Source organism: Pseudomonadota bacterium (assembly GCA_018823285.1).
In the GTDB taxonomy this organism is placed as follows: domain Bacteria; phylum Desulfobacterota; class Desulfobulbia; order Desulfobulbales; family JAGXFP01; genus JAHJIQ01.
Map to the genome: position 1 here is coordinate 17,882 of JAHJIQ010000016.1, position 25,352 is coordinate 43,233.

General features: G+C 47.5%; 30 protein-coding genes and 1 tRNA gene. 9 read left to right on the forward strand and 22 right to left on the reverse strand.

Annotated elements, in window-relative coordinates; translation table 11 throughout:
• Positions 1 to 127: 127 nt before the first annotated feature.
• From hemA to KKG35_04985, 3 genes are all read right to left on the reverse strand, one after another.
• Complete coding sequence (gene hemA / locus KKG35_04975) at positions 128 to 1,426, reverse strand: glutamyl-tRNA reductase (GenBank protein ID MBU1737473.1); 1,299 nt, start codon at positions 1,424 to 1,426, stop codon at positions 128 to 130.
• A complete protein-coding gene (gene ccsB / locus KKG35_04980; protein ID MBU1737474.1) occupies positions 1,416 to 2,234 on the reverse strand; it encodes a c-type cytochrome biogenesis protein CcsB in 819 nt (272 codons plus the stop codon). Before ccsB ends, hemA begins: the two co-directional genes overlap by 11 nt.
• 63 nt (positions 2,235 to 2,297) lie before the next feature.
• A complete protein-coding gene (locus KKG35_04985) occupies positions 2,298 to 2,996 on the reverse strand; it encodes a bifunctional precorrin-2 dehydrogenase/sirohydrochlorin ferrochelatase (protein MBU1737475.1) in 699 nt (232 codons plus the stop codon).
• A 198-nt stretch (positions 2,997 to 3,194) separates the two neighbouring features.
• On the opposite strand from KKG35_04985, the gene KKG35_04990 reads away from it, so the two are divergent.
• A complete protein-coding gene (locus tag KKG35_04990; protein MBU1737476.1) occupies positions 3,195 to 3,590 on the forward strand; it encodes a secondary thiamine-phosphate synthase enzyme YjbQ in 396 nt (131 codons plus the stop codon).
• Positions 3,591 to 3,692: 102 nt separating this feature from the next.
• Here KKG35_04990 and KKG35_04995 read toward each other — a convergent pair whose 3' ends face one another.
• A complete protein-coding gene (locus KKG35_04995; GenBank protein ID MBU1737477.1) occupies positions 3,693 to 4,424 on the reverse strand; it encodes a PilZ domain-containing protein in 732 nt (243 codons plus the stop codon).
• A gap of 100 nt (positions 4,425 to 4,524) precedes the next feature.
• On the opposite strand from KKG35_04995, the gene KKG35_05000 reads away from it, so the two are divergent.
• From KKG35_05000 to KKG35_05020, 5 genes are all read left to right on the forward strand, one after another.
• Entirely contained in the window at positions 4,525 to 4,794 is a 270-nt protein-coding gene (locus KKG35_05000; GenBank protein MBU1737478.1) for a hypothetical protein, read from the forward strand.
• Between the two features lie 61 nt (positions 4,795 to 4,855).
• Entirely contained in the window at positions 4,856 to 6,625 is a 1,770-nt protein-coding gene (locus KKG35_05005; GenBank protein ID MBU1737479.1) for a UbiD family decarboxylase, read from the forward strand.
• A gap of 119 nt (positions 6,626 to 6,744) precedes the next feature.
• The gene (locus KKG35_05010) at positions 6,745 to 7,185 is read left to right on the forward strand and encodes a hypothetical protein (GenBank protein ID MBU1737480.1); all 441 of its coding nucleotides are present in this window, start codon (positions 6,745 to 6,747) and stop codon (positions 7,183 to 7,185) included.
• A gap of 18 nt (positions 7,186 to 7,203) precedes the next feature.
• Positions 7,204 to 7,911 (forward strand): rRNA pseudouridine synthase, encoded by a 708-nt coding sequence (locus KKG35_05015; protein ID MBU1737481.1) that lies wholly within the window; start codon positions 7,204 to 7,206, stop codon positions 7,909 to 7,911.
• A gap of 212 nt (positions 7,912 to 8,123) precedes the next feature.
• Positions 8,124 to 8,405, forward strand: coding sequence for an integration host factor subunit beta (locus KKG35_05020; GenBank protein MBU1737482.1), 282 nt, complete (start codon positions 8,124 to 8,126; stop codon positions 8,403 to 8,405).
• A gap of 17 nt (positions 8,406 to 8,422) precedes the next feature.
• Here the strand turns inward: KKG35_05020 and rimO are convergent, their stop codons facing one another.
• From rimO to KKG35_05095, 15 genes are all read right to left on the reverse strand, one after another.
• Positions 8,423 to 9,775 carry a 30S ribosomal protein S12 methylthiotransferase RimO gene (rimO, locus tag KKG35_05025; GenBank protein ID MBU1737483.1) on the reverse strand — a complete coding sequence of 451 codons (1,353 nt, stop codon included), beginning with the start codon at positions 9,773 to 9,775 and terminating at the stop codon, positions 8,423 to 8,425.
• Position 9,776: 1 nt separating this feature from the next.
• Complete coding sequence (locus KKG35_05030; protein MBU1737484.1) at positions 9,777 to 10,571, reverse strand: nucleoside phosphorylase; 795 nt, start codon at positions 10,569 to 10,571, stop codon at positions 9,777 to 9,779.
• 16 nt (positions 10,572 to 10,587) lie between these two features.
• Positions 10,588 to 10,929, reverse strand: a complete 342-nt coding sequence (gene atpE / locus KKG35_05035; GenBank protein MBU1737485.1) for an ATP synthase F0 subunit C — start codon at positions 10,927 to 10,929, stop codon at positions 10,588 to 10,590.
• A gap of 84 nt (positions 10,930 to 11,013) precedes the next feature.
• Positions 11,014 to 11,736 (reverse strand): F0F1 ATP synthase subunit A, encoded by a 723-nt coding sequence (gene atpB / locus KKG35_05040; protein MBU1737486.1) that lies wholly within the window; start codon positions 11,734 to 11,736, stop codon positions 11,014 to 11,016.
• Between the two features lie 6 nt (positions 11,737 to 11,742).
• On the reverse strand, positions 11,743 to 12,222 hold the full coding sequence (locus KKG35_05045; protein MBU1737487.1) for an ATP synthase subunit I: 480 nt from the start codon (positions 12,220 to 12,222) through the stop codon (positions 11,743 to 11,745).
• Positions 12,135 to 12,362: an AtpZ/AtpI family protein gene (locus tag KKG35_05050; GenBank protein ID MBU1737488.1), complete on the reverse strand. Its 228-nt coding sequence runs from the start codon at positions 12,360 to 12,362 to the stop codon at positions 12,135 to 12,137. The genes KKG35_05045 and KKG35_05050 overlap by 88 nt, the downstream gene beginning before the upstream one ends.
• 96 nt (positions 12,363 to 12,458) lie before the next feature.
• Positions 12,459 to 13,748 (reverse strand): glutamate-1-semialdehyde 2,1-aminomutase, encoded by a 1,290-nt coding sequence (gene hemL / locus KKG35_05055; protein MBU1737489.1) that lies wholly within the window; start codon positions 13,746 to 13,748, stop codon positions 12,459 to 12,461.
• A gap of 143 nt (positions 13,749 to 13,891) precedes the next feature.
• A complete protein-coding gene (locus KKG35_05060; protein MBU1737490.1) occupies positions 13,892 to 14,563 on the reverse strand; it encodes an HAD hydrolase-like protein in 672 nt (223 codons plus the stop codon).
• A gap of 15 nt (positions 14,564 to 14,578) precedes the next feature.
• Positions 14,579 to 14,830, reverse strand: a complete 252-nt coding sequence (locus tag KKG35_05065) for a DUF1232 domain-containing protein (protein ID MBU1737491.1) — start codon at positions 14,828 to 14,830, stop codon at positions 14,579 to 14,581.
• A gap of 11 nt (positions 14,831 to 14,841) precedes the next feature.
• Entirely contained in the window at positions 14,842 to 15,759 is a 918-nt protein-coding gene (locus tag KKG35_05070; protein ID MBU1737492.1) for a dihydroorotate dehydrogenase, read from the reverse strand.
• Positions 15,750 to 16,535, reverse strand: coding sequence for a dihydroorotate dehydrogenase electron transfer subunit (locus tag KKG35_05075; protein MBU1737493.1), 786 nt, complete (start codon positions 16,533 to 16,535; stop codon positions 15,750 to 15,752). Before KKG35_05075 ends, KKG35_05070 begins: the two co-directional genes overlap by 10 nt.
• Positions 16,536 to 16,608: 73 nt before the next feature.
• A complete protein-coding gene (locus KKG35_05080) occupies positions 16,609 to 17,511 on the reverse strand; it encodes a ParB/RepB/Spo0J family partition protein (protein MBU1737494.1) in 903 nt (300 codons plus the stop codon).
• 3 nt (positions 17,512 to 17,514) lie between these two features.
• Positions 17,515 to 18,309 carry an AAA family ATPase gene (locus KKG35_05085; protein ID MBU1737495.1) on the reverse strand — a complete coding sequence of 265 codons (795 nt, stop codon included), beginning with the start codon at positions 18,307 to 18,309 and terminating at the stop codon, positions 17,515 to 17,517.
• A 601-nt stretch (positions 18,310 to 18,910) separates the two neighbouring features.
• A tRNA-Phe gene (locus KKG35_05090) sits at positions 18,911 to 18,986 on the reverse strand.
• Positions 18,987 to 19,065: 79 nt separating this feature from the next.
• Positions 19,066 to 20,199 carry a hypothetical protein gene (locus tag KKG35_05095; protein ID MBU1737496.1) on the reverse strand — a complete coding sequence of 378 codons (1,134 nt, stop codon included), beginning with the start codon at positions 20,197 to 20,199 and terminating at the stop codon, positions 19,066 to 19,068.
• A gap of 560 nt (positions 20,200 to 20,759) precedes the next feature.
• Here KKG35_05095 and KKG35_05100 point away from each other — a divergent pair.
• The 3 genes from KKG35_05100 to KKG35_05110 are packed head-to-tail and all read left to right on the forward strand — an operon-like array spanning position 20,760 to position 22,398.
• Positions 20,760 to 21,146 (forward strand): hypothetical protein, encoded by a 387-nt coding sequence (locus KKG35_05100; GenBank protein ID MBU1737497.1) that lies wholly within the window; start codon positions 20,760 to 20,762, stop codon positions 21,144 to 21,146.
• Positions 21,143 to 21,787: a protein-L-isoaspartate(D-aspartate) O-methyltransferase gene (locus tag KKG35_05105; GenBank protein MBU1737498.1), complete on the forward strand. Its 645-nt coding sequence runs from the start codon at positions 21,143 to 21,145 to the stop codon at positions 21,785 to 21,787. Before KKG35_05100 ends, KKG35_05105 begins: the two co-directional genes overlap by 4 nt.
• Before the next feature lie 56 nt (positions 21,788 to 21,843).
• Entirely contained in the window at positions 21,844 to 22,398 is a 555-nt protein-coding gene (locus KKG35_05110; GenBank protein ID MBU1737499.1) for a DedA family protein, read from the forward strand.
• Here the strand turns inward: KKG35_05110 and KKG35_05115 are convergent.
• From KKG35_05115 to KKG35_05125, 3 genes are read right to left on the reverse strand one after another with little or no spacing between them, the layout of a single operon-like run.
• Positions 22,382 to 23,698 (reverse strand): amidohydrolase, encoded by a 1,317-nt coding sequence (locus KKG35_05115; GenBank protein ID MBU1737500.1) that lies wholly within the window; start codon positions 23,696 to 23,698, stop codon positions 22,382 to 22,384. The genes KKG35_05110 and KKG35_05115 overlap by 17 nt on opposite strands.
• Positions 23,699 to 23,702: 4 nt before the next feature.
• Positions 23,703 to 24,017, reverse strand: a complete 315-nt coding sequence (locus tag KKG35_05120) for a Smr/MutS family protein (protein MBU1737501.1) — start codon at positions 24,015 to 24,017, stop codon at positions 23,703 to 23,705.
• Positions 24,018 to 24,030: 13 nt separating this feature from the next.
• Positions 24,031 to 25,281, reverse strand: a complete 1,251-nt coding sequence (locus KKG35_05125) for a nucleoside:proton symporter (protein ID MBU1737502.1) — start codon at positions 25,279 to 25,281, stop codon at positions 24,031 to 24,033.
• Positions 25,282 to 25,352 lie beyond the last annotated feature (71 nt).

Sequence of the window (25,352 nt, forward strand, 5' to 3'; positions counted from 1 at the left end):
AATGCCGGGTCTTGAGAGTGAGAAAGAGATGCCCCGGCCACCAAAACCAGCTAACATACCCACTTGCATGCATGATGTCAATAAAAACAGGGGAAGGATTTCGGAGAATTCTGCCGGGGGACAGCTTCTACAGACTCTCGGGATCATCCGTATCGCTGTCATCCAGAGCGAAGAGCTGGCGAACTAATGCCAAACGTTCTGACTTGTTTTCTTCATGCCCTTCCGATTTGAGATAGAGAATCGGGTTGTGAAGTAATTTGCCGATAATGGCATTGCCAAGTTTCTTAATGGATTCAATGGTTTCAGGAGAAGGGTCATCCATTTTGGCAAGTGTTCGAGCAACCTCTGATTCCCAGATCAGGCCGGCTTTTTTTCGGAGCGCCACAATGGTCGGCGTTATTTCCATGCCATCCAGCCATTGCCTGAATTTCATGGTCTCTTCGGCTACTATCCTTTCGCCCTTCGCCGCTTCCTTGTCCCTTTCCGCCTTATTGATGTCGACCACATGCTTGAGATCGTCGATATCGTACAGATAAACGTTGTCGAGATCATTGATTTCGGGATCAAGATCACGAGGGACGGCAATATCGATCAGAAAGAGAGGCCGGTTCATCCGTTGTTTCATCACCGGTTTTACCTGATCGCGGAGAAGTACCAGATCAGTTGCTCCCGTCGAACTGATCAGGATATCCACGTCCTCCAGCTTGGTCAGGAGTTCATCGAGACCTGCAGCGCTGCCGTTAAAACGCTTGGCAAGCTTGACGGCGTTTTCAAAGGTCCGGTTCACGACGACAACGTGATCTATTCCCTGGTTGATAAGATGTTCGGCGGCAAGTTCGGCCATTTCCCCTGCCCCGAGCAGCATCACGGTTTTCCCTTTCAGTTCTCCCAGGATCTTTTTCGCAAGTTCCACGGCGGCGAAGCTGATCGATACCGCACTGCCGCCGATATTGGTTTCGGTCCTGATTCGTTTGGCCACCGAGAAGGACTTATGGAGAAAGCGGTTGAGGATGGCGCCGGTACAATTTTTTTCCGAGGCTATCTTATAGGCCTGTTTCAGTTGTCCGAGGATTTGAGGTTCGCCGACGATCATTGAATCAAGGCTTGCGCCGACCCGGAAAAGATGTCTGACCGCATCATCTCCGGTGTGCAGATAACTGTATTTTTCCGATTCATCTTCAGAAAGCCCGGAATTACCGAAAAGAAAGCGGCGCATTGCCCTGCCGGTCTGATCGGGATGTTTACTGACGGAAATTATTTCAACCCGATTGCAGGTTGAAAGCATACAGCATTCAACACATCCCTCCAGAGACATCAACTCCTTCAGGGGGAGAGGGTTGTCGCCGGAAAAGGCCATTTTTTCACGGATCTCTACCGGTGCGGTTTTATGGTTTAAACCGAGAATAAGAATGTTTTCAGCTTGCATATGAGTGAAGCCCGCCGACGATAAGAAAATTAACGCCCCAGAGAGTGAAGAGGGCAGCCAGAAATCCGATGATAGCCATGATGGCGGCCCGTCTCCTCCGCCAGCCTGCGGTGAAACGCAAGTGCAGAATCGCCGCGTAGAGAAACCAGGTGATCAGGGACCAGGTTTCTTTGGGGTCCCATTGCCAGTATGAACCCCAGGCTTGTTTGGCCCAGATCGAACCGGTGATGATTCCGAGGGTCAACAGCGGAAAACCGGTCGCCAGACTGTAACGGTTGAGGTTGTCAAGGGCTTCCAGAGAAGGAAGCCTGCTGTAAAAAAGACCGAATCGCTTGTTTTTAATTTCTCTTTCCTGCAGCAGATACATGATGCCGCCACTGAAGGCGAGAGCCAGAAAACCGTTGGCAAGGATTGCGATACTTGCATGCACGGGAAGCCAGAGACTCTGCAGCGCAGGGGGCAGTTCGGAAAACTGCTGGGAAGAAAGCGCGGCAACCAGCATCAGTGCGGTGATGACCGGGCTGACAAACACTCCGAAATTTTTCACCTTGTATCGCCAGCGATAGGAAAGATAACCCCAGGTCACAGCCAGGGCAAAAAAGGAAACCGCTTCATGATTACTGGTTATGGGGGTGTGTCCTGAAATAATATAACGGCCGATGGTGTAGCCGAGATGGGCGATTCCGGCAACGATCATGCTGTATCTGGCAAGGAGTCTCAGCCGCTCATTCTGGTTGAAGAAAAAAACCGTATACGTGGCGGTCGTGAACAGGTAGATCAGAAAGGTGAGCTGGAAAAGTAAGGTCATTTTGTAGCTCCTGCAAAGGAGGATTTTAGCAAGACTGAAGCTGCCGGGTTTTTATGGGCCGTATTAATTGCTTTTAGCGCATCCTGAACATTCTATCATGTTTTTTATCCGGTTTAAACACTCCTGATCAATAACGTCCCCCAGAACATTTTCCAGATGGTCCCTGATCAAATCCCAGTTCCCATTTTTAATCCAGATCGGGAAATTATCATGAAGGATGTCATTGAAAACATCCCTGTTGCTCTCATGGGCTTGACCGCGGCTTAAGACAACCGGTCGCAATAATCCGAGAATGTCGGCAAGCACCCCGTACTCCGGACCGATCTCTTTTTCCAGTTTCTTGCGAAGCAGCCGGGCCAGGGCGGGACTTTTTCCTCCGGTGGAAACAGAAACGGCAAGCTCGTTGCGGCTGACAGTTGCCGGCAGAATAAAATTACATCTCTCGGGAACATCGGCAACGTTCACCAGAATCCCTTTTTCTTCTGCCTCGTTGTATACTTCTGCCTGGGCATTTTCGTCGTCGGTTGCCGCGATCACCAGAAAGGCGCCGTCAAGATCACCTTTCAGATAGTTTTTTTTCTTACAGCCGATGAGCCCCTCTCTCACCAGAGTTTCCAGTTCATCGGTCAATTCAGGACTGATGACCACAACCTGGCCGCCGCATTCAAGCAGCCCTTTGACTTTCCGTGCGGCGACCTTTCCTCCGCCGATAACCACGCAGCGGCGTCCTGATATCTTGAGGTTTATCGGAAAATAATTCATAATATCAGTGCATTACGGTTAAATTGGTCGTCTGTCAAATAGTTTGTCTAGTGCGGCCCGGGATGTTTAATAGCATAGATGTTTCTGCTTCTCAACCATGAGAGACAAGCGGGCAGCAAAAATGCATGAAAAAACACTTTTGCTGCAGTAGATTATGCAGCAAAAGTTACATGGAAAAGAAGATCTCGGAGGCACAGGATGCAAACAGGTAAATTCAATATCGGCACCTCGTCGCAAATGGTATTTGTTGATATCACCGCCGAGATCAGTCAAGCGATCTCGGGTTCCGGGATTACAGACGGGCTCTGCTGTATTTACAATCCCCATACAACAGCGGGGCTCACCATCAACGAAGGGGCGGATCCGGATGTTCAGGACGACATGGTCGGAGCGCTGCAGAAGATCGTACCGATGAATTATCCTTACCGACATATGGAGGGAAACTCTCCGGCCCATATCATGGCTTCCTTAATGGGAAGTTCGGTGATGGTTATTATTGAAAAGGGCAAGCCGGTGCTGGGCACCTGGCAGAAGATATTTTTCTGTGAGTTCGACGGGCCGAGGACCCGGAAAATTTTCTGGAAGATTCTCTGATGGAGGCCACCGGAACCTCAGGGTGATCAGAACACTTGGAGTTGTCATGCAGCTTGAGATTACGACAGAGAAATCCGACCAGACCGGTTTTCGGTGGTGTCGTCATTTTCTGAGATGTGCCAGTTCCAGCTGGCGAACATATTTAAGGAGTGCTTCCTCTTCTTTTTTATCCGGGAAAAACATGATTCCGGCATAATGGAGGTTCAACTCTTCGGCAAAGGCGATTCTGACAACCTCAGCATCTTTTACTTTCAGACAGTTTTCATCACCCGGAGGTGAGCCGGATTTTTCTTTTCCTTCGCGGATACAGATATTCTGCAATTTGTCACCGACATCAAACACCTGGACTCTCTTGCGGAAAATCATAATTCCGCTGCCGCTGATATCCTTTGCTGCAAACCCGCTTTTATTTTCTCCCCGATGGGTCATTGAGACCATCACTCCGCTGGGCAGCTCGACCCGGAAATGATTTCGCCGCTGCAGCTTGAACAGCTCGACCGGAAAGCTGGTAATGATGGAATCTTTTGTTCTGGCAAGGATCTGAACGGCATAGTGGTTCATCAGGTTGCTCTCATCCCTGAAATTGACCACAATTTTGCCGCTGATTTTTGCAGGCCAGTCAACGGGCAGGTCAATGATCAGCTTTTCGCTGTCAAAATCTACCAGAACGGTGTTCCCTGACTGATAGTCCTTCCGGATCAGGGAGATAAACCTTCGTGTTTCCTTGAGTCGTTGCAGTGAGTATTCGATAATCCTGCGGGACCTGGTTTTCTGGTATCCCAGTTCGTCCTGGACCCAGCCGATCATGATTATGTTTGATTTGTTATCGGCCATCTGCTAAACGTTCAGTTTTCGCTCTCTGCATTAATTGAGTATATCGCCTGTGATTTATTCACAAGTTTCAACATTTACATGAAATTAAAGGGGCTCTGTCATGACCGATGACCTTCAAGCTTCCGGTAGTACTCCTGCAACCGATATCGCATTTGGCTTCAACCGGGAAACTGATGAAGCCTCTCTGCAAATGTTTATCACCAGATTTGCAGATCGGGAGCTGCTCACGGTGCTTTTACCCAGGCTGAATGATACCGATATTATAGATATTGTCGACCTTCTTTCCGGTCAGATGAAAAAACATCTTTCAGAAAAAGAGTATCACCGTCTGTTTTTGGCCGACAAAGGGCCTCTGGCGGATAGTATTTGACCATAATAGCAGACAATTTCCACATCTGTATAGATAAACGTAGAGGGAATTCAATATGGGCATGAAAACAATCAGAGATCTTCGTGCGTTCCTTGATGTTCTCCGTAAAGAAGGAGAACTGCTTGAAGTTGAGGTTGCAGTAGACCCGTATCTTGAAATCGCCGAAATTCATCGCCGGGTCATTGCTCTGAACGGACCGGCGTTACTCTTCAAAAATGTTCGCGGAAGCAGTTTCCCGGTCGTCACCAATCTGTTCGGTTCAAAGCGCCGTCTGGAGCTTGCATTTGGCCGGCGCCCCCTTGATTTTGTTGCCGATCTGGTCCGGACGATGGAAGATCTTTCTCCTTCTCTGGGCAAGCTCTGGTCCATGCGGGCAATTATCCGGCAGGCGACCAGGATAGGATTGAAAACGGTCAAAGACGCTCCGATTCTGGAATCAAGAATGTCTCCACCAAGGCTTACCGAGCTGCCGATGCTTACCTCCTGGGAAACCGATGGTGGTCCTTTTGTCACCCTGCCGCTTGTTTATACCGAGCACCCCGAGGGGCGCGGTCATAATCTCGGGATGTACCGGATTCACCGTTTTGATGATGAAACCACCGGTATTCATTGGCAGATCCATAAAGGCGGCGGGTTTCACTACCATGAAGCGGAAAAGAGAAATCAGAGTCTGCCTGTATCGCTCTTTATCGGCGGCCCCCCGGCCCTGATGATGGCGGCGATTGCCCCTTTGCCTGAGAACATTCCTGAACTGATGCTTGCTTCTCTTCTGATGGGGGAGAAGCTGCCCATGGTCAAGGATCCGCTGGGTGGGCATTCCATTCCTGCTTTTGTTGAATTCGCCGCCAAAGGCACTGTGCCGCCACATATGCGCAGGCCGGAAGGCCCTTTCGGGGATCACTACGGATACAATTCTCTCCAGCACCCCTACCCTGTTTTTCATGTTGACCGGTTGTATCATCGCCGGGATGCCATCTATCCTGCAACTGTTGTCGGGCGGCCCAGACAGGAAGATTTTTATATTGGTGATTTCCTTCAGGATCTCCTGTCGCCTCTTTTTCCTCTGGTGATGAGCGGAGTAAAGCAGTTGAAGACTTTCGGCGAGGCTGGTTTTCACTGTCTGGCAGCAGCTCGGGTCAATGATCGCTACCCGCGGGAGGCGTTTGCGAGTGGCCTGCGGATCCTCGGGGAAGGCCAATTGTCTCTAACCAAGTTTCTGATTCTGACCGATGGTGATCTGGATGTTGGAGATTTCACGAAACTCTGGGTTCATGTGCTGGAGAGGGTCAACTGGCAGACCGATCTTTTTGTCTTTGCCAATGTTTCCCAGGATACCCTTGATTACACCGGGCCTTCGGTTAATAAGGGTTCAAAGGCAATGCTGATGGGTCTTGGCAAGGAGCCACTCCGGCCCTTGCCGCAATCATTCACGGGTGAATTGCCCTCAGGCTGCAGTAATCCGGAAGTCTATCTGCCGGGGACCCTTGTTGTTCAGGGGGGCAGCTATAAATATGATCCTGAGCTTGCTGGAAGGCTTGCTGCGCATGATTCATTGGCCGACTGGCCGTTTGTTCTGCTGGTCGACAGTACTCGGGCAGCAACGTCAAGTCTCCAGGAGTTCATCTGGACCCTGTTTACCCGCTTTGAACCTGCCGCGGATATTTATGCAGCTTCTTCTTCGGTCAACAGGTTTCATGTCGGTCTCAAGCCACCGCTGGTCATTGATTGCCGGATGAAGCCGTGGTATCCGCATATTCTTGAGGTTGACGACGCGACCCGGAGTAAAGTCGATGCCAAGTTTCTGGATATTATGCCTCCCAGATGGAGATGAGCGGGTGTTTGATACGCTGGAGTCGGCGGCCTGCCGTTTTCCGCAGAATTTGTTAATGCTTGACGCTTCCTGTGCCGAAAGATAGAATGAATACAGATAAACAAGCACAGGTAATTGAGATGAAAATTAATGAACTGCAACATGGGCAGCTGATCCGAGGAAGGTCTGGAAAGTCAGGGGATACCGGGAGTACTATAGACTTCAGGTCTCTGCTGGAAAGCAAGCTCCATGCCCCTGTTTCAGCTGATCCGGTCAGCGGTGTTGTCCCGATTAGTCCGATGCCTGAAGAAGGGATGGCATCGCTACGTCTTGATGGCCTTGCGGTGACCGAATCAGCCATAGAGCATCTGGAACAATACAGTGCCGCCCTTTCCGACACCACTCTTTCTCCCCGTGATCTTGAACCATTCGTTTCGTCACTTGAAGAAGAAACTCTCGCCCTTCTTGAAATACGGAGTCATTTTTCTGAAGATGACACTCTGGCCATATTACTTGATCGTGTTGCTACAGTTACTTATCTTGAAACGGTTAAATTCCGGCGTGGTGATTATTCCTTCTGATTTTTTCCCTGACGTCCCATGAATGAGAGGCTGCAAAAGATCCTTGCCTCGGCAGGTATTTGTTCGCGTCGTCAGGCCGAAAAATATATCCTTTCCGGCCGGGTTGCGGTTGATGGAGAGGTTGTAACCTCTCTCGGCACCAAAGCTGATCCAGGCCTTCAGAACATCGAGTTTGACGGCCACCCTCTTTCATCTCCAGATAAAATCTGTATCCTGTTGCACAAACCCAGAGGTTTTGTCACGACCATGAGTGATCCTCAGGGGCGACCCACCGTAACGACACTTCTCAAAGGTCTTAAATCCAGGGTGTACCCAGTCGGCAGACTTGATCTTGATACTTCCGGAGCCCTTCTTCTAACCAACGATGGAGACCTTGCCCAGCGGCTTCTACACCCGAGCAACGAGATCAATAGAACCTATGATGCACTTGTCAGGGGGGTTCCTGCCGGAAAAGATCTGCAGCGCCTTGCGAGAGGCATCATGCTCGAAGGAAGAAAAACCTGGCCTGCTGATCTTGAAGTACTTCATCAGACCCCGCATGAAACTCTGATCCGAATTGTTATTCATGAGGGCCGGAAACGACAGGTTCGGAAAATTTTTGCCGCGATCGGTCACCCGGTCAAGGAGCTTAAAAGGGTGGCTTATGGGGGTTTGTGGCTTGAGAATATTCCGGAGGGCAAGTACCGGCTGCTGACCCAAAATGACATCCGAAAACTGTTTATTTGAAAAAACTCTTTACATTCGATTACTTACAAGTATATAGTAAAAAATTGGAGATTATCTCTGTCAGGAGATACCAAGTTTTTTCAAATAGTTAGGTGTTGTTCGAAGAGACGGGAGACTTTTCGGATGATATTTGGTTACTTTCTGTTGTCCTGTATTCTTTACTGGGCAACGGGAGTAAAATATTTGGTAAGGACTCATAAGGGTAAGGAGACATGAACAAGTCGCAAATGATCGAAGCGCTGGCACAGGAGGTAGACCTGCCTCTTCGCGAGGCAAGTCCGATCACCAACACGATTCTCGAAACCATGATTGAAGCATTGGCGGTAGGCGACAGTATCGAGATTCGCGGGTTCGGCAGTTTTGTGGTCAAGGAGTATGAATCTTACACCGGCCGCAATCCGAAAACGGGTGACAGCATTAAGGTCCCGCCGAAGAAACTGCCTTTCTTCAAAGTGGGCAAGGAATTGAAGGAAAAAGTAAATACAGGCGTTTGAGAGGCCCGTCCTTTTGTTCACCCTGTTTCTGTAGAGGAGACTATTTCGCCCACCAGATCATAATGGTGGGCGTCGGTGATTAAGACGTCCGCAATATCACCCGCCTGACATACACCTGCGTTTATGTAGACACAGCCATCTATGTCGGCGGCCTGATATTTTGTTCTTCCCTCGATAAGCAAGTCACTTTCTCTGCTGATCCCTTCAACAATGACAGGCTGGATAGTACCGACCAGTTTCCGGTTCAAAGACAGTGATATATCCGCTTGCAGCGCCATTAGTTCAGCTTTTCGCTGTTCTTTCTCTTTTTCAGTGCATTGATTTGCAAATCCAGATGCTTCGCAACCTTCTTCATTTGAGTAGGTGAAGACACCCACATTTTGCAGATGCTGCTCGCCCATGAAACTCATCAACTCTGTAACATCTTCATTGTTTTCGCCAGGAAAACCCACCATAAATGTTGTTCGAATAGCCGCATCGGGAAGTTTCTTTCGCACCTTGCTGATGAGTTTTTCGGCATCTTGCCTGGTATACGGCCGGTTCATGGCCTTCAGGATCTTGTTGCTGATATGCTGCAGTGGTATGTCAAAATAGGGTAGGATCCTTGGATTTTCTGCCACCAGATCGAGAAGTTCATCCTTTACTCGCATTGGGTAAAGGTACAGCAACCTGATCCAGGGAATGGACGTTTTGTCGAGCAGACCCCGAAGCAGATCAATCAGTCCTTCCCTGTCTTTGCCGAGATCCAGACCATAGGCTGTCAGGTCTTGGGCAATCAGGGTCAGCTCTTTAATTCCTCCTTTTTCGAGAAGAGTCGCTTCGGCAAGCAGATCACTTAATGTTCTACTGCGTAGAGGGCCTCGAATTTTTGGGATCAGGCAGTATGAACAACGATTTGAACACCCCTCTGTCACCTTGAGATAGGCCCGGTGTGAAGGGGTGGATATAGTCCGCGGGGTATTGCTGTTCATCAGAAAATCAGTTGCTGGAAGTTGCATGACTGACTCCTGAAGGTCGCCAAGTGCAGATAGCTCACTGACTATATTCGGGAACCCATCAACTCCTATGAAGAGATCCACTTCCGGCAACTCTTTTTTAAGTTCTTTGCCGTATCTCTGGACCATGCAGCCGGTCACCACCAGTTTCTGCTGCGGCGCACCCTTCTTGATTTCAGTCAGGGCCAGAATTGCATCAATCCCTTCTTCTACTGCAGGCTGGATGAAACCGCAGGTGTTGACCAGAAGGATATCAGCACCTTCCGGATCAGCAGTAAGGACATACCCTGCTTCCATCAGGCAGCCGGTCATTACCTCTGAATCCACAAGATTTTTTGGACACCCGAGGCTCTGGATAAATACCTTCTTCGTCATCTCACACCTGATTCAAGAATTGAGCTGCATCAAGCAGTTTTGTAGAAATGTGTTTGTTCATTTTTCTGAAAGCTTCTTGGTGAAAGCCGGCGACCCATTTTTCTCCCCACAAATTATCAGAGACAAGAAAAGCGGCAGCTAGATCAATATTCCTAAACTCGGCAACTCTTGCCAGAGCGGTAAACTCCATGTCAACTCCCATAATCTGCTTTGCTGATAATTCAGCAAGCTTGTCCGTTGTTTCACGGTAAACCCCATCCGTACTCCATACCGGACCTGATGAGTATGATATCCCGTTTGCGGTGAAATATGTCTCAAGATCCATTCTCAAAGTCTCCGAGCTTGCAGGATTTTCTCTGCCCGGATAGTAGCTTGAGGTGCCTTCCCCTGGGATTCCCCAGGTTGGCAGAAGAAGTGTGCCGATTTCAATGTCCTTACAGAGAGAACCGCACCAGCCATAGACCAGAACTTTTCTGGCGCCGAGTGCGATCAGTTTTTCCAGGGCCATGACTGCCATTGGTGCTCCAATTGCCGGACCTGCCACAAAAAAAGCACCAGAGTGGTCATCTGCTACGGTATACAATCTGCTGTTGAAGAAGAAGTGAGAAGTGGCGTTTCTGTTTTCGAGTATAGCCGAGATCCTGTATATATCGCCGGGGTTTATATATATTATGCCGGAAGCAGGCAGGAGGGGTTCATTTTTCTCCCGTACAGGGTTTATCAATGGTTTTTCTGTCATGGGTATTAGATAAACAAAAAAAGGCTGCAGGACAAGCCTGCAGCCTTTAAAAGGCAATATGATTTTTCAGTTCTTATCCAAGCAGCGGATTAGCGAACAGCAGGATCAGAGAAATGACCAGACCGTAAATGGTCAGCGATTCGATCAGAGCGAGACCGATGATCATGGTAACGGTAATTTTTCCTGAAGCCTCAGGATTACGTGCGATACCGGAGCAGGCACCGCCGATACCGGAACCCATACCGATACCGCAACCAAGAGCCGCAACACCAACTGAAAGGGCGGCAGCAATACAGATAACGGCGATGTTCACGTTACCTGCAGCGGCTGAACCACCTTCAGAAGCCATTGCCACAGTGGCAGCGGCCATGACCATGAGTACAGACAGAACAGAGCTTACACTTAATTTCTTCATCTTTCAGTTACTCCTTCGTATAGTTTTTAATAGTTGGCCTTCTTTCCAAATCAAATTTTTAAGCAATTTCAAAAGATCATTTCATTAATGCGCGTGTTCCATTGAAGCCGAGAAGTAAAGAATCGACAACAGCACAAATACCAATGCCTGGACCAATGAAACGAATACACCAAGACACAGAATTGGCAGTGGCGCGAAATATGCGCCAGCCAGAATGAACAGAATTCCCAGCAGAGTCTCTTTGGCCATGATGTTGCCGAAGAGCCGGATTGAAAGTGACAGGATACGGGCCAGATGGCTGATAATCTCAATGGGAGCAATCAGCGGGATAAGCCACCAGACCGGACCCAGAAAGTGTTTATAGTAGTTGAGGCCGTGAAATTTGAATCCGAGTATATGAGTTGTACAGAAAACGATGAGGGTGCACCCCAGAGTAATATTCAGGTTTGAGGTAGGTGACATAAAGCCAGGCATCAGACCTATCAGATTGGCAACCAGTATATAAAAAGCGAAGGTTGCAAGCATTGGAAACATCATTCTGGCGCCTTCCTTGCCCATGTTTTCAGCCATGAATCCTTCCATTCCGCTGATAATGGCCTCCCAGAAATTCTGTCCTTTACCGGGGATCATTTCCAGTTTACCGATGGTAAGTTTTGGCATGACGATCAGAAAGATCATTACGAGCCAGGTGTAGGTCATGTGCGGTGAAACGAGTTTTGACAGAACCGTATCACCGACGGGACCGTGTGGCACCGGCAAGTGGAGTGCTTCCAGGATAACTGATATGAATAATATCGGATGTTCCATCTTTATTTATGATGCCTCCCTGGTATGAATTGTCTTTTTTAATACATTTACTGCCAGTGTTATAATACTCACGAGGACAGTCGATAGTCCGAACAACAGTCCGATAAAATGCACCAGTCCTTCACTGATAAGAAAATACAGGAGGAGGGCAAGGACCGTCAGTCGTAAATAATATTTTATCAGAAACCTGCTTTTTACCGCATTCAGAGGACCTTGTAACAACCTGGTCAGGTCTCGCTGTAGAAACCAGAAGCTGACGTTGGCAAGAATTCCACCCAGAAAAATCGAGCGGGTGATTTGAAAACCAAACAACGGAAAACTTGCCGCTGTCATTATCGCCAGAATACTCCAGCTTATGAGCTGAATGCTCTGCAGTGCCGAATCGCCTTCCTTCTCATTCATTTCAAATCTTTTCTGGTGGCCATTCTGTAGAGATTCAGAAATGCTGCCGCTACTCCGAAGCCCAGAAAGATCAAAGTCAGCCATGGTGAAGTCCGACCGTCAAACACCTTATGGTCAAGGTAATAACCAAATCCGACGCCGATGAAGATTGAAAAGGCAACTGTCATGCCGATGGTGCTGAAGTCGGCCAACAGCTTCATGATTTCCTTTCTGTTACCTGACATTGGCTGCCTTTCTATCAGCCATCATCTATACCATGGACTGAATAACGGTTCATTTTTTAGCATGGCTCCAAATCAAAGTCAACGGTTTTAGAGTCATTACTTCATTTTTCTGAATACGGATTCAGCCTTTTCCAGTGTAATTTCAAGGTCTTGTTTTGAGTGGGCAGCTGAAATGAACATTCCTTCAAATTGTGCTGGAGCCAGGTAAATACCAGCGGCAAGCATCTCGCGATAGTAAAGTCCGTACCGGTCGGTATCTGATTTCATGGCGGTATCGAAATCTGTTACCGGCCCTGCTGTGAAGAAAAGTGTCAACACTGATCCGGCCTGGTTCATGCAGACATTGTCACCCAGATGAATTTTGGCAATTTTAAGAAGTTCTGTGCCGAAAGAGAGGGATTTCTTGTCAAGCTCCTCATAAAAACCAGGCTTGGCAAGTTCGGTAAGCGTTGCTTTACCGGCTGCCATTGCCAAGGGGTTTCCTGATAAAGTACCAGCCTGATATACAGGCCCGTTTGGCGCGATCATATCCATAATTTCTTTTCTGCCTCCGTATGCACCCACAGGCAATCCGCCGCCAATGATTTTTCCGAGACAAGTCAGGTCAGGAGTAATCCCGAATTTAGCCTGTGCTCCACCAAGGCTTGCCCGAAACCCGGTTATCACTTCGTCAAAGATGAGAAGGATTCCCAATTCCGCTGTCAGGTCACGAAGTTTTTGAAGAAATCCCGGTGCAGGGGAGACCACGCCCATATTGCCGGCGATCGGTTCGATGATCACACAGGCGATATCGAGATCCTTGTTCCGCAGGGTCCTTTCCAGTTCATCTGGATTGTTGTAAGGGATTGACAAGGTGTTTTTGACGATGTCTTCCGGTACACCAGGGCTCCCGGGAATTCCGAGGGTCACAACTCCTGAACCTGCTTTTACCAGAAAAGAGTCAGCGTGGCCGTGATATCCGCCGTTGAATTTAACAATAACTTTACGGCCTGTAAATCCGCGGGCAAGTCTAATGGCGCTCATGGTGGCTTCGGTGCCCGAACTGACAAACCTTACCATTTCTACGGAAGGAACGGCTGCGATTACCATCTCGGCCAGATCAATTTCCAGAGCGCAGGGGGCTCCGAAACTGGTTCCTTTTTCCATCGCCTTGCTGATTGCTTCAATTACCGCCGGATGGTTATGGCCCAAGATCATCGGTCCCCACGAACCGATGAAATCCGTGTAGCTGTTTCCGTCAACATCGTAAACTTTAGCGCCTGAAGCCTTGTCAATAAATATTGGGTCACAACCTACCGATTTACATGCCCTGACCGGGCTGTCTACACCCCCCGGGATTAGGGTTTGTGCCTTGGTAAACATTTTCTTTGATGTATCTGTGTTCATCTTTTATGCCTCCTGGATATGTAGCTTCAACAGTCGTATGATTTTCAGTTTCGATTTTTGAAAGACCGAATATAGCATGGGCTATGAATTTATGTCAAAGTTTAGGGGGAATATTATCGGTATGTTCCCAATTGGGAATAAGGCTATTCTGGTATCAATTCGTTAAAAAATATAATTGATTTAAAGCGTTTTGATTTCTTCGGGAGAGATTTACTGCTTGGTCGTGCAACATATATGAGTGAAATGATACCGTAAATTTCAGCTGATATCAGCACCTTTTCCGTGTCATCAGCCAGAAGTGTTCTCGCAGGGTCATAGACAACGTGTTTGTGTAGCAGTTTCCAGAACAAGGGATCTTCTTTGGCCAGCCCAACCTCTTGCGAGCAAATGATCTGATCAAAGTAGCCGCTGAGCGCGGTTTTGTTCATTTTAATAGCCAGGGTTTTACTGTGGGCATTTGTGACCATGGTTACAGTTTTGCCAACTTTCCGACAAAACAACATAAAATCAATAACATATGGGTGGACGCAGATCAGGTGGTCTACTTTGATTTTGAGTGCCGGAATATCCAAATCGAGTTCGGTTGACCAGAAATCAAGATCGGTCCAGGCGAGAGTTCCTTCACAATTTTTGTATTTCTGCAGTAGTAATTTTCTTGCCTGGATAACAGATATACCTTCTTTTTCAGCAAATCGCTCCGGGACAAAATGCTCCCAGAAGTAATCATCAAAATGCTTGTCCAGTAGAGTGCCATCCATGTCCAGGAACACATGATCTATGTTTTGCCAAAAGGTGTTCAACTCGTTTTGAATCATTGATTCACTCTGATTTTATCTGTTAAAACGGCTACGCAGAATTTGTTTAAGTTCTAACGGCATAAAAAGGTAGGCAAGCCAGGTGAAGAGTGAGAGGAAACTCAGGTCATCAAGTAGACCGAGAAAAGGCAAGGTGTCGAGAATCAAGTCGGCAGGGAACAGCAGATAAACGACCCCCAGTAATACGAGCAGCTTGCTGTACCAAGAGGATCGGTGAGCAAAAATAAGTTTAAGCAGATATAATATCTTTCCTGGAGTCGATAACATGAACAGGGCAACTATATTTCCAGGGAACCGATCAGTTCACTCACATTTGAATAATTCATATCCTCAATATACTGTGAGATGCCGGCAATTATTTCTTCGCAGGTTCCTGGGTTAACAAAGTTTGCAGTGCCAACCTGAACAGCAGTTGCTCCGGCGATCAGAAATTCGATTGCATCTTCTGCACACATGATTCCGCCTATGCCAATAACCGGAATCTTCACAGTTTTTGCCACCTGCCAGACCATTCTTAAGGCAATAGGTTTAATCGCCGGTCCTGAAAGACCACCGATGATGTTTGCTAGTTTTGGTTTTCGACTCCGGTGGTCAATGGCCATTCCTATCAGGGTATTGATCAGGGAAACAGCGTCAGCTCCGCTCTCTTCAGCCGCTTTGGCAGTATTAGTGATATCGGTGACATTAGGAGAAAGTTTAATGATTACAGGAAGATCTGTGCTTTTTTTGACCGCCGCTGTTACTTCTTTTACCATGACCGGATCAGTGCCAAATGCAACGCCGCCTTTTTTAACGTTGGGACAGGAAATATTCACTTCAATGCCTGATAATCCGTCAACATCGTTCAGAAAGCAGGCCAGTTCCCGGTACTCATCAACCGTGTCACCAAGAATATTTACAATGATCGAAGCACCGGTTTCTCGCAAGAAGGGCATTTTCTCGGATTTGAATTTTTCCGCCCCAACGTTTTCCAGTCCAATAGCATTGAGCATCCCTGAGCTTGTTTCGACAATTCTGGGAGGAGGGTTTCCTGCTCTCGGTTCCATGGAAATGCCCTTCACGATGATTCCGCCAAGCCTGTGCAGGTTGACATAGTCTGAAAACTCACTCCCATAACCGAATGTTCCTGATGCAGTGAGTACCGGATTTTGTAATTTAATACCGCCAACATCTACTTTCAGATTATTTATTTCCATGAGATTGCTCCTGAATCAAATACCGGGCCATCTTTGCAGACATGGAGATACTGTCTGTCATTATTTCCGCTGCTTTTTACCGCGCAACCAAGACAGGCAGAGATGCCGCATGCCATTAATGTTTCAAGAGAGACCTGGCAGGACCACGCCGAAGATGTTGAGTGTTTGACTACAGTATGCATCATGGGATGAGGCCCGCAGGTGAAGACAGACCATTTTTTCGATGTGTCCAGCTCGGTAAGCAAAAGGTCTGTAACTAGTCCGTGATAACCTATACTGCCATCATCGGTCGCGCACACTGGTTTGATACCAAGTGTTTCGAAATCTTTGCTGATAATGGTAAGATCCACCGCTTTGGCGGCCCCAAGCAGCACCTTGATTTCCGGGAATAATTCAGATTGCCGGCTGAGCCGTTTGGCGAGAAAGAAAAGTGGGGCAACTCCCATTCCGCCACCAACGAGGCATATATTTGTCGGCTTATCAGGTATGGAAAATCCCTTTCCAAGAGGGCCAATAATATCTAATTCATCACCCTGCTTTTTGTTGGCCAGGAAACGTGTTCCTTTCCCAATTTTCTTAAAAAGTATCTGGATTCGATCAGCGGAAGTTGTCTGATGGATTGAAAATGGACGGCGCAATAAGGGGTTGTTTTTATCCGAGGATTTGACCATTAAAAATTGGCCTGGAAGGGCACTGGTGGCAATCTCAGGTGCCGAAATAGTCAGACGGCATATATCCTTAGTGATTGCCTCGTTGCGGAGTATTTCACCCTTAATATTGTATGATGACACGAATGGGCCTGGAGTAGATGGTTATTCTTCAGAGAGTGGTTTTCAGCCAGACAATTGCTCAGGAAATTGTCTGATTGCCCGTAATTAGACTGACAAGTCTTTCCAGATCATCCATGGAGAAGTATTCAATTTCCACCTTCCCTCTACTGCCATTCTGGATAATGCGACTTTTGGTGTCAAGATGTCTGACGAGATCATTTTCCAGTGCTTTACAGTATGATTCAGGGATTAGATCTTCTGAGGATTTTGCAGAATTTTGGTTCAGGTTCTTTCGCTGAATACCTGGTTTTAGTTTTCTCGCTAAAGCTTCTGCCTGTCTGACAGAAAGTCCGTTACTGAGAATTTCTTCACACAGAGAGCGCATTGTGTGTTCATCCGGACAAGAAAGAAGGACTCGGGCATGTCCCGATGAAATTCTCCCTGACGCAAGTTCTGATTTTGCAAATTCAGGGAGTTGCAATAACCTGAGGGCGTTGGCTATTGTTGACCTCTGCTTCCCGACTTTTTTTGCGACTGACTCCTGCGTTTCCCCGAACTCGCTCATCAGGCGCTGGTAAGCTTCCGCCTCATCAAGTGGTGAAAGATCCTGCCTTTGGATGTTTTCAATAATTGCCAGTTCAAGTCGATCTGAATGTTCAATTTCCCTGATAATCACGGGTACTTTTTCAAGACCGGCAATGGTGGCTGCCTGGAGTCGTCTTTCACCAGCAACCAACTCATAGTCGCCATCATCTTTCTTTCTTACTATTAATGGCTGGAGAACTCCTTTTTCTTTTATGGAATCGGCAAGCTGCCGCAGAGCCTCCTGGTCCATTTCCTTTCGAGGTTGATATGGATTGGGAACAATCCTGTCAATGGCGCATGAAATCAGAGTTCCGGTTGCGGTGTCATTGATATTATCGTTGCCATCTGAAGGGAGAAGCGCGTTCAGTCCTTTTCCTAAAGCAGAATGTTTTACCATTTTTCAGTTTCCCCCTGTTTTTACTTTTTTCAAAAACTCCTTGCCAAGATTCATATAGCTAACCGCCCCTGCAGAGTCAGGGTCATACATGGTAACAGGTTTACCATGACTGGGACTTTCGCTTAATTTGACATTCCTGGGTATGACCGTGTCGTATGCGCGCTCCTTGAAATGGTCACGAATTTCCTTGGCCACTTGAAAAGTCAGCCTGTTGCGACGATCAAACATCGTAAGTAATAATCCTTCTATAACCAGCCTTGAGTTGTAAGAGTTTTTCACCAAGCGAATTGTTCTGACAAGCTGGCTGAGACCCTCAAGGGCGAAATACTCGCATTGCATTGGAATGATAACCGAATCAGATGCAGTAAGTGCATTCAAGGTTAGTAGGCCGAGGGAAGGGGGGCAGTCAATAAATATGAAATCATATGATGCTGCCAGTGGCTTAAGAGCTTTGGCGAGGTACTGCTCTCTTTGTGGTGAAGATATCAATTCAATTTCAACCCCGATTAGATCAATATGAGTTGGAATGATATGTAAATTTTCATTTTCGGCTATTGTACATATTGTATTTCTCGGGTCGGTCTCTCCGAGAAAGCAATGGTAGAGATGGTGCTCTTTTTCTTTTGCGTTAATCCCTAGCCCACTTGAGGCATTTCCTTGGGGGTCAGAGTCTACAAGAAGGACTTTTTGTCCAAGTGATGCCAGGGCTGCGGAAAGGTTTATGGCTGTAGTTGTTTTGCCGACCCCGCCCTTTTGGTTTGCTAAAGCGATTATTTTCCCACCATTGTTTTTTTTCATAAAATGCCTTTTAGGATTATTCCTTTATGTTCAAAGAGAAGAGTGGAGAAGGGGTTTTTGCGCTTAGGCTTTTTACTGGTTCATTACTATATTCTTTTTACAGCATTCTCAAGATCAAGCAAACTAATAACCTGTTTTCGGACGATATTTTTGCCTATAATGTTTCACGTGAAACATTGTTTGTGTATTTTTTAACTTGATAAAGGTTTTGCTCAAGCCCTGTGCGACAAATTAGGTTGGCAAATTGCGCCCCGACAATATGTTTCACCTCGGCAATCTTTGCTCAAGGGCCGGGCATTTTTTTACAAGTGAGATTTTTATGTTTTCCTTTGGTGAATTGTTTTTTTCTCTATGGCGGCCGTATGCATTAAAAAGATTAGATTGTGTGAGTGTTTTGAAACAAAATGCAAAATGTCCACCTTTCATGCTGGCGACTTTCAGGGTGCGTGGTGGTGTTTGGAAATTGTTGTTTATCGGAAGGCAATGGATAAAAGAGGCGTTTCACGTGAAACACTTTTCTGCGGGAGAGGGGGGCGAGGTTGGTGAAATAAAAAAACCGACAGGCCAGTTGATGGGGTCTGTCGGTTTTTTTTATTATGTATGGTGCCGAGACCAGGAATCGAACCAGGGACACACGGATTTTCAGTCCGTTGCTCTACCGACTGAGCTATCTCGGCAAAATCGTGGGCGGTACATTATTAAAAGCAGATGGGGTTGTCAAGGTTTTTCCTGATTGAAGGCGATTTTGAGAGATTTTTATGCTGGAAGATCTGGAGGGGTGTCGTCATCGTCTTCCTCATCCATGAGTAACTCTATTTCCGGAATACCTTCCTGGTCATCTCCATCTGCAGCGGCTATCTGGATCATTGGCCCGTCGTTAACATCTTCAAGGTCTTGATCATCAAGCATGTCAAGATCAAGGTCGTCGGATGATTCGACATCAAGATCAGAGGGGACTGAGTCCATCAATGATGAGAGGTCAACTTCTTCGTCAATGTTTTCTGCTTCAAGTTCAATATTATCAGCTCCGCTGTCGTCAACAAGATCGGAGACGTCTATGTCTTCAAGGGAAAGGGCAGGGGCGTCATCTTCTGGGCTATCCATGTCGATGGCAGGAAATTCTCCAGTCAGATCTTCTATTTCGACATCGGAGTCATCAATCTCCTGATCATCAGCAGTGAGTTCGGCTACAAGTTCATCTCCGAGCTCCAGATCGTCATCGTCGGTCTCTAAGGCCGGGAATTCGTCGGTTAGATCTTCTACAGAAACTCCTTCTGAATGTGCTGCTTCACCGGGAGTATCATCATCACTGAGATCTAGTGCCTCTGAGTCCAGATCAAGGCTGGTATCTTCTATTGAAACATCAGATAAATCAAGCTCTTCAGAAGTTTCAGTGTCTTCTTCATCAAGATCAATGTCAGCATCATCGATGGTGTTATCCAGGTCGATATCACTTAATTCAAACTGCTCTTCGCCATCTTCAGCAATGTCAAGATCAAGGCCTGTGTCATCCAGGTGAGGAGTTTCGGAGAGGTCGAGACCGACGCTTTCATCTGCATCATCAAGGTCAGTGCCGAAACTGTCGGTAAGGTCAAGTTCCAGTTCTCCGTCGTCAAAAGAGATGCTTTCGGTGTCGTCAAGTTCCGAGTTGTCAAGAACCTGGGTTGAATCGAGTTGTGAAAGATCAATGGGCATGATCTCTCCGAGTTCGATGGAGACATCTTCATCACTGCTAATTTCAAAGCTGTCATCCATGGACATGATGAGTGAGTCATCAGCTCCGGCAATTGGGGAGGGAAAGCTCCCGGAACGGGTTTCATCAAAATTAATGTGCTCGTGACTTATCGGAGGAAGCACTTGAGAATCAGAAAAACTTTCGTCATCGGCCATGTCGGGAGTCTGGATAACAGGTGCCAGAAAAAAACCTGCAGTTGTATCGGTACAGGACCCCTGTAATTCTGCAGCGATGAGTGAAAGATCGTGAGTGCACTTGGCACATGAATTGAGATCATCAAAGGAAATGAAACTACATTTCGGACAACGCATTTTCGATCCCCCGGGTCGTTAACCCATTGAATTTACATAAATATTTGTTAAATACAGCAAGTCTCTGATGATGCAGGTAATCCGAATAAACACGTTCAAACTAGCCGATTTTACTAGGTTTTTTTATATCTTATATTATCTAAGTATATGTAATTCAATAAAATTTCAACTAATTTCCTAATTTTTTCAGTTATTTATATAATAAAGAAAAAGACTCAGCAAGGTTGCCCCCCTGTTTATAAAACATTTATGATTAGTATCGCTTTGCACTTTCATTTCGAATATATGTAACTTTGATAAAGTTTGCAGGCTGATTGAAGCGGATCCGTTCACCCTTCACTCCCTCTGCATATTAGGGTTGCTTTGATTCTTCCCCATACTCTTTTCAATTAACGAGGACTGTTTTGGACTATAAAACTTTGTGCGTGAATTTATTTATTTTATTGCTTGTGCTGGGCTGTTCTACGGGTGTGAAAGTGAGGCACCTGTCGTCAGATGTTTGTCTTGTAGTTCCGGAAAGCACCACGCGGCAGGAAGTCATTGCATTTCTGGGTCAGCCGGACAGTCAGTGGGTGAACAGTGATAAAGTAGAGATATGGACGTATCGTACAATCAGGAAAAGTTTTCTGCGTAAAATGCCTTTTTTTGGTAAATCCCTTGGAAGTGTGGATTATGAGGTGGTAACCGTAACGTTTACGGGTGATCAGGTCAGGACCTGTTATTACCGCAATTTGAATGAACAGGAATATAATCAGTTCAGTGTAGATAAGGGTTTGCAAGTTCCAGAGTGAAGGATTTCAGTAAAGCCAGAGAGAGAATGGTGCAAGAACAGCTTCTGGTCCGCAATATCTGTGACCAGCGCGTTTTGAGTGCCATGGGCTCGGTTCCTCGGCATCTTTTTGTTGAGGATGCGCTGCAGGCACAGGCCTACGGGGATTTCCCCTTGCCGATAGGTGAAGGGCAGACAATTTCCCAACCCTATATCGTCGCCTTGATGACTCAGATGCTTGAATTGAAAGGAACTGAGAGGGTCCTGGAAATCGGTACAGGATGCGGATATCAGACGGCTGTTCTTTCACAGTTGTGCGACAGGGTCTATTCCGTGGAGAGAATTAAGAAGCTTTTGGCCCGTGCCAGAATCAATCTTGACAAGGCATTGTGTTTTAATACCTTGTGTCGGGTTGCCGACGGTACTATGGGCTGGTCGCAGCATGCCCCGTATGATGCTGTTATTGTGACTGCCGGTGGACCGGATATTCCCGAGGCACTTATAGCCCAGCTGGGTGATCCGGGGATAATGGTCATACCGGTCGGTGACAGGGTGAGCCAGCAATTGATGCTGGTTAAAAAAGAAAAGGGTGAGGTCTTTGTTCATCCCGGGGAGCATGTGCGTTTTGTCAGTCTAATAGGAGCCCAGGGATGGCAGATGTGAAGGGGATAGTGTCTGGAGGAAACCGGGGCCCGTTGAGACGGCTTTACGACTGGACCATGGATTGGCTCAAGACGCCATATGGGGTATGGGTCCTGTTTCTGGTTGCGGTGGCAGAGTCTTCTTTTTTTCCCATCCCCCCTGATGTGTTTTTGATGGCTCTCTGTATCAGTTCTCCGGAACGTTCTTTCAGGTACGGAGCGATATGTACAGCTGGTTCTGTCCTGGGCGGAATACTGGGGTATGCACTGGGTTTCTGGTTTATGGATCTGGTGGGGGCGAGAATTATTGAAATTTATGGGCTGGGGGGCAAGTATGAGCTGGTTCAGGGGCTTTATCAGAAATATGATGCCTGGGCGGTAGGTGCTGCAGGTTTCACGCCTCTGCCATATAAACTTTTTACCATAACCGCCGGCGCTTTCAGGATAGATTTTTCAACCTTTGTGATTGTCTCTTTTTTTGCCCGTTCAGCCAGGTTTGCCATGGTAGCGGGTCTGATTTATTTTTTCGGTGCCCCCATACGATCGTTCATAGAACGATACCTGAATATTCTGACGATTATCTTCCTTGTTTTGCTGGTCCTGGGGTTTGCTGCGGTCAAATGGCTGTTGTGACCTTTGTTGCCATTTCTTGGACAATATTCATGATCTGATGCAGATCAGTATCCGGGAAAACCCTATCCTCCATAACGATCCGACCGTTGATTATCGAGGTGACGACGTCTGAGCCGGATGCAGCATAAACCATCAGGGAAGCGAGATCGTACTGTGGGGTAAGATGGGGTTTATCGAGATCAACGATGATCAGATCACCCTTCATTCCCGCAGTGAGGATGCCTGTATCATTCAGGCCGAGAAGGTTTGCCCCATCTCTGGTTGCCATATCAATAACCCTGGCAGCAGGAAGCACTGTCGGCTCATGGCTCACCGCCTTATGTAGCTTTGCCGCTGAATCAATTTCCGCAAAAAGATCAAGATTGTTATTGCTGGCTGCGCCGTCTGTTCCCAGGCCGACTCGTATCCCGGCGGCAATAAATTTTGCGACCGGAGCAATGCCGGACCCGAGTTTCATATTGCTTTCCGGACAGGTAACGATCGAGGCACCGCTTTCAGCGATGAGTTGTATATCATTGTTGTTCAGCCAGACGCAATGGACGCAGACGGTATCCTGATCGAGGATGTCAAGATCTGCAAGAAAACGGACCGGACTTGCAGAATGCTGTTTTCTGGACTGAATCACTTCAGCCTCTGTTTCAGACACGTGGATAAACAGTCGGCAACCGGTATCACGGGCGAGCTCTTTGGCTTTAATTATCGTCGTGGCGCTGCAGGTATAGGGGGAATGACAAAAGATCGCCGGAGTGATGAGATCGTGGCCCTGCCAGCTCCTTATATAATCGGCGGCTACAGTGATGTTCTCGAGTGGGTTTGGAGCGTCCGGGGAAGGAAAGTCAATCACTCCCTGGGCTGCGACGGACCGCAGACCTGCATCACTGAACGCCCTAGCGGCATCACTTTCAAAAAAATAGCCGTCGGCAACTGTAGTGGTACCGCTCATGATCATTTCTGCAGCGGCCAGACGTGAACACCAGTAAACCATTTCCGGCGATACAAATCTTGCCTCTGCAGGGAATATGTGATTCTGCAGCCAGTCTGTAAGGGGAAGATCGTCGGCAAGACCTCGGAAAAGGGTCATTGCGCAGTGGTTGTGGGCGTTGATCAAACCCGGCATAACGAGAGCACCCCCAGCATCGATGACCCGCTTAGCCTGCCACCTGCTGTCCAATTCTGCCATGGGTCCGTTGGAAAAGATCCTGTCCTGCTTTAATGCGACATAGCATAATGAGTTGTCAGCAGGGGAAGTGTTATTTTGCGGCAGGGTCCGACAGTTGCTGATGATAAGGTCAAGATCCATGAATTTATTCCCTGGTGATGATTCCTGTCGGCGAGGTTGATATATTCAGATCGACTATCGTTGCTCCCCAGGACCCACCATCTTCTCCGGCAAGTTTGTATGCTTGAACGATCTCAAGTTTTTCAAGAGTAAGATGTACCAGATCGCGAAGGGTTCCTGTTCCTTTACCATGAATGATCCGGATCTGATTGATGCCTTGCTCGTGGCAGGCTTCAAGATAGTCGATTACGACGTCTTTTGCATCCCGGGGTTGGAAGGTATGGAGGTCAAGGACGCCGTCAATTTCAATTTCTACTGGGTCGGAATCATTCAATTGCATAAAGGTTATGATTTCAAGGAGTTAAAATACCAACAACAGCGCCGGTCATACAGGTGGCAATAGTCCCGGCAAGGAGAGATTTCATGCTGAGAGAAACGATATCTTGTCGTCGTTCGGGCGCCATGCTTACCATCCCCCCGATCATTATGCCCAGACTGCCGAAGTTGGCGAAGCCGCACATTGCATAGGTCATGATCAGAATACTTCTTGGCTGCAGGGTACCGGGGGATAGGTTCGCTAGTTCGAGATAGGCAAGAAATTCGTTCAGGATAGTTTTAATGCCCATCAGCGAACCGGCAGTTCTTGCTTCATTCCATGGTATCCCGATCAGCCAGGTCACTGGTGCCATGAATGTTCCAAGCATTCTCTGAAGAGAAAGGGGTGAGCCGGAAATGTCGGGTAAAAATCCGAGAATCTGGTTGAGCAGATGAACCAGTGCCACAAGAACCACAAGCATTGCCAGAACATGAATGAGAAGATGCACCCCGCTGGCAGTCCCGGTGGTGATCGCATCCATCGAGCTTGAAACTTGAATGGGCTGTGAGGGTTTCCCGGCAGTAAGGTTTCCGCTATTGGGGATAATAATCCGGGAAACGGTGATTGCAGCAGGGGCGCTGATGATTGAGGCAACCAGTATGTGCCCCATGGCGCCTCCTGGAATGATGTCCTGAAGGATGGTTGCATAAAGAACCATGACTGTTCCGGCAATGGTAGCCATCCCACATGTCATGAGAGTAAACAATTCGCTTCTGGTCATTGTTTGGAGGTACGGGCGGATCAATAGAGGCGCTTCGATCATTCCGATAAAGATGTTAGCCGCAGCTCCAACTCCCAGAGCTCCTCCTATACGGAGAGTTTTCTGCAGGATTCCGGAAAAAATCCCAACAATTGCCGGGAGAATCTTCCAGTAAAAAAGCAGGGAAGAGAGGGCGCTGATCACCAGAATGAGTGGCAAAGCCTGAAAGGCCAATATGAAACTTGACCCCGGTTGTTTTTCAATAAAGGGCAGTGCCCCTCCACCAAGATAGCCGAAGACAAAAGAGGATCCTGCATTTGTTGCCTCCTGCAATGAGGTGACTATTTTGTTTAAGAGTTCGAAAAGCTTGAGACTGAAAGGAAGTTTAAGAAGAATGACGGCCAGCAGGATCTGGAGGGTTAAACCGATAAGTGCATCACCGAACCGCACCTTTTGCCGGTTTTCACTGATCAGCCAGCAGCTAAGGGTAAGGACAATGAGTCCGAAGAAGCTTTGCAGGGAAGGCATGTCAGGAGCCGGTTTTTTTCCGTTTAAACAACAAGAGCCCGGATCAAGCCTGAGGCAAGACCTGAGCCCTT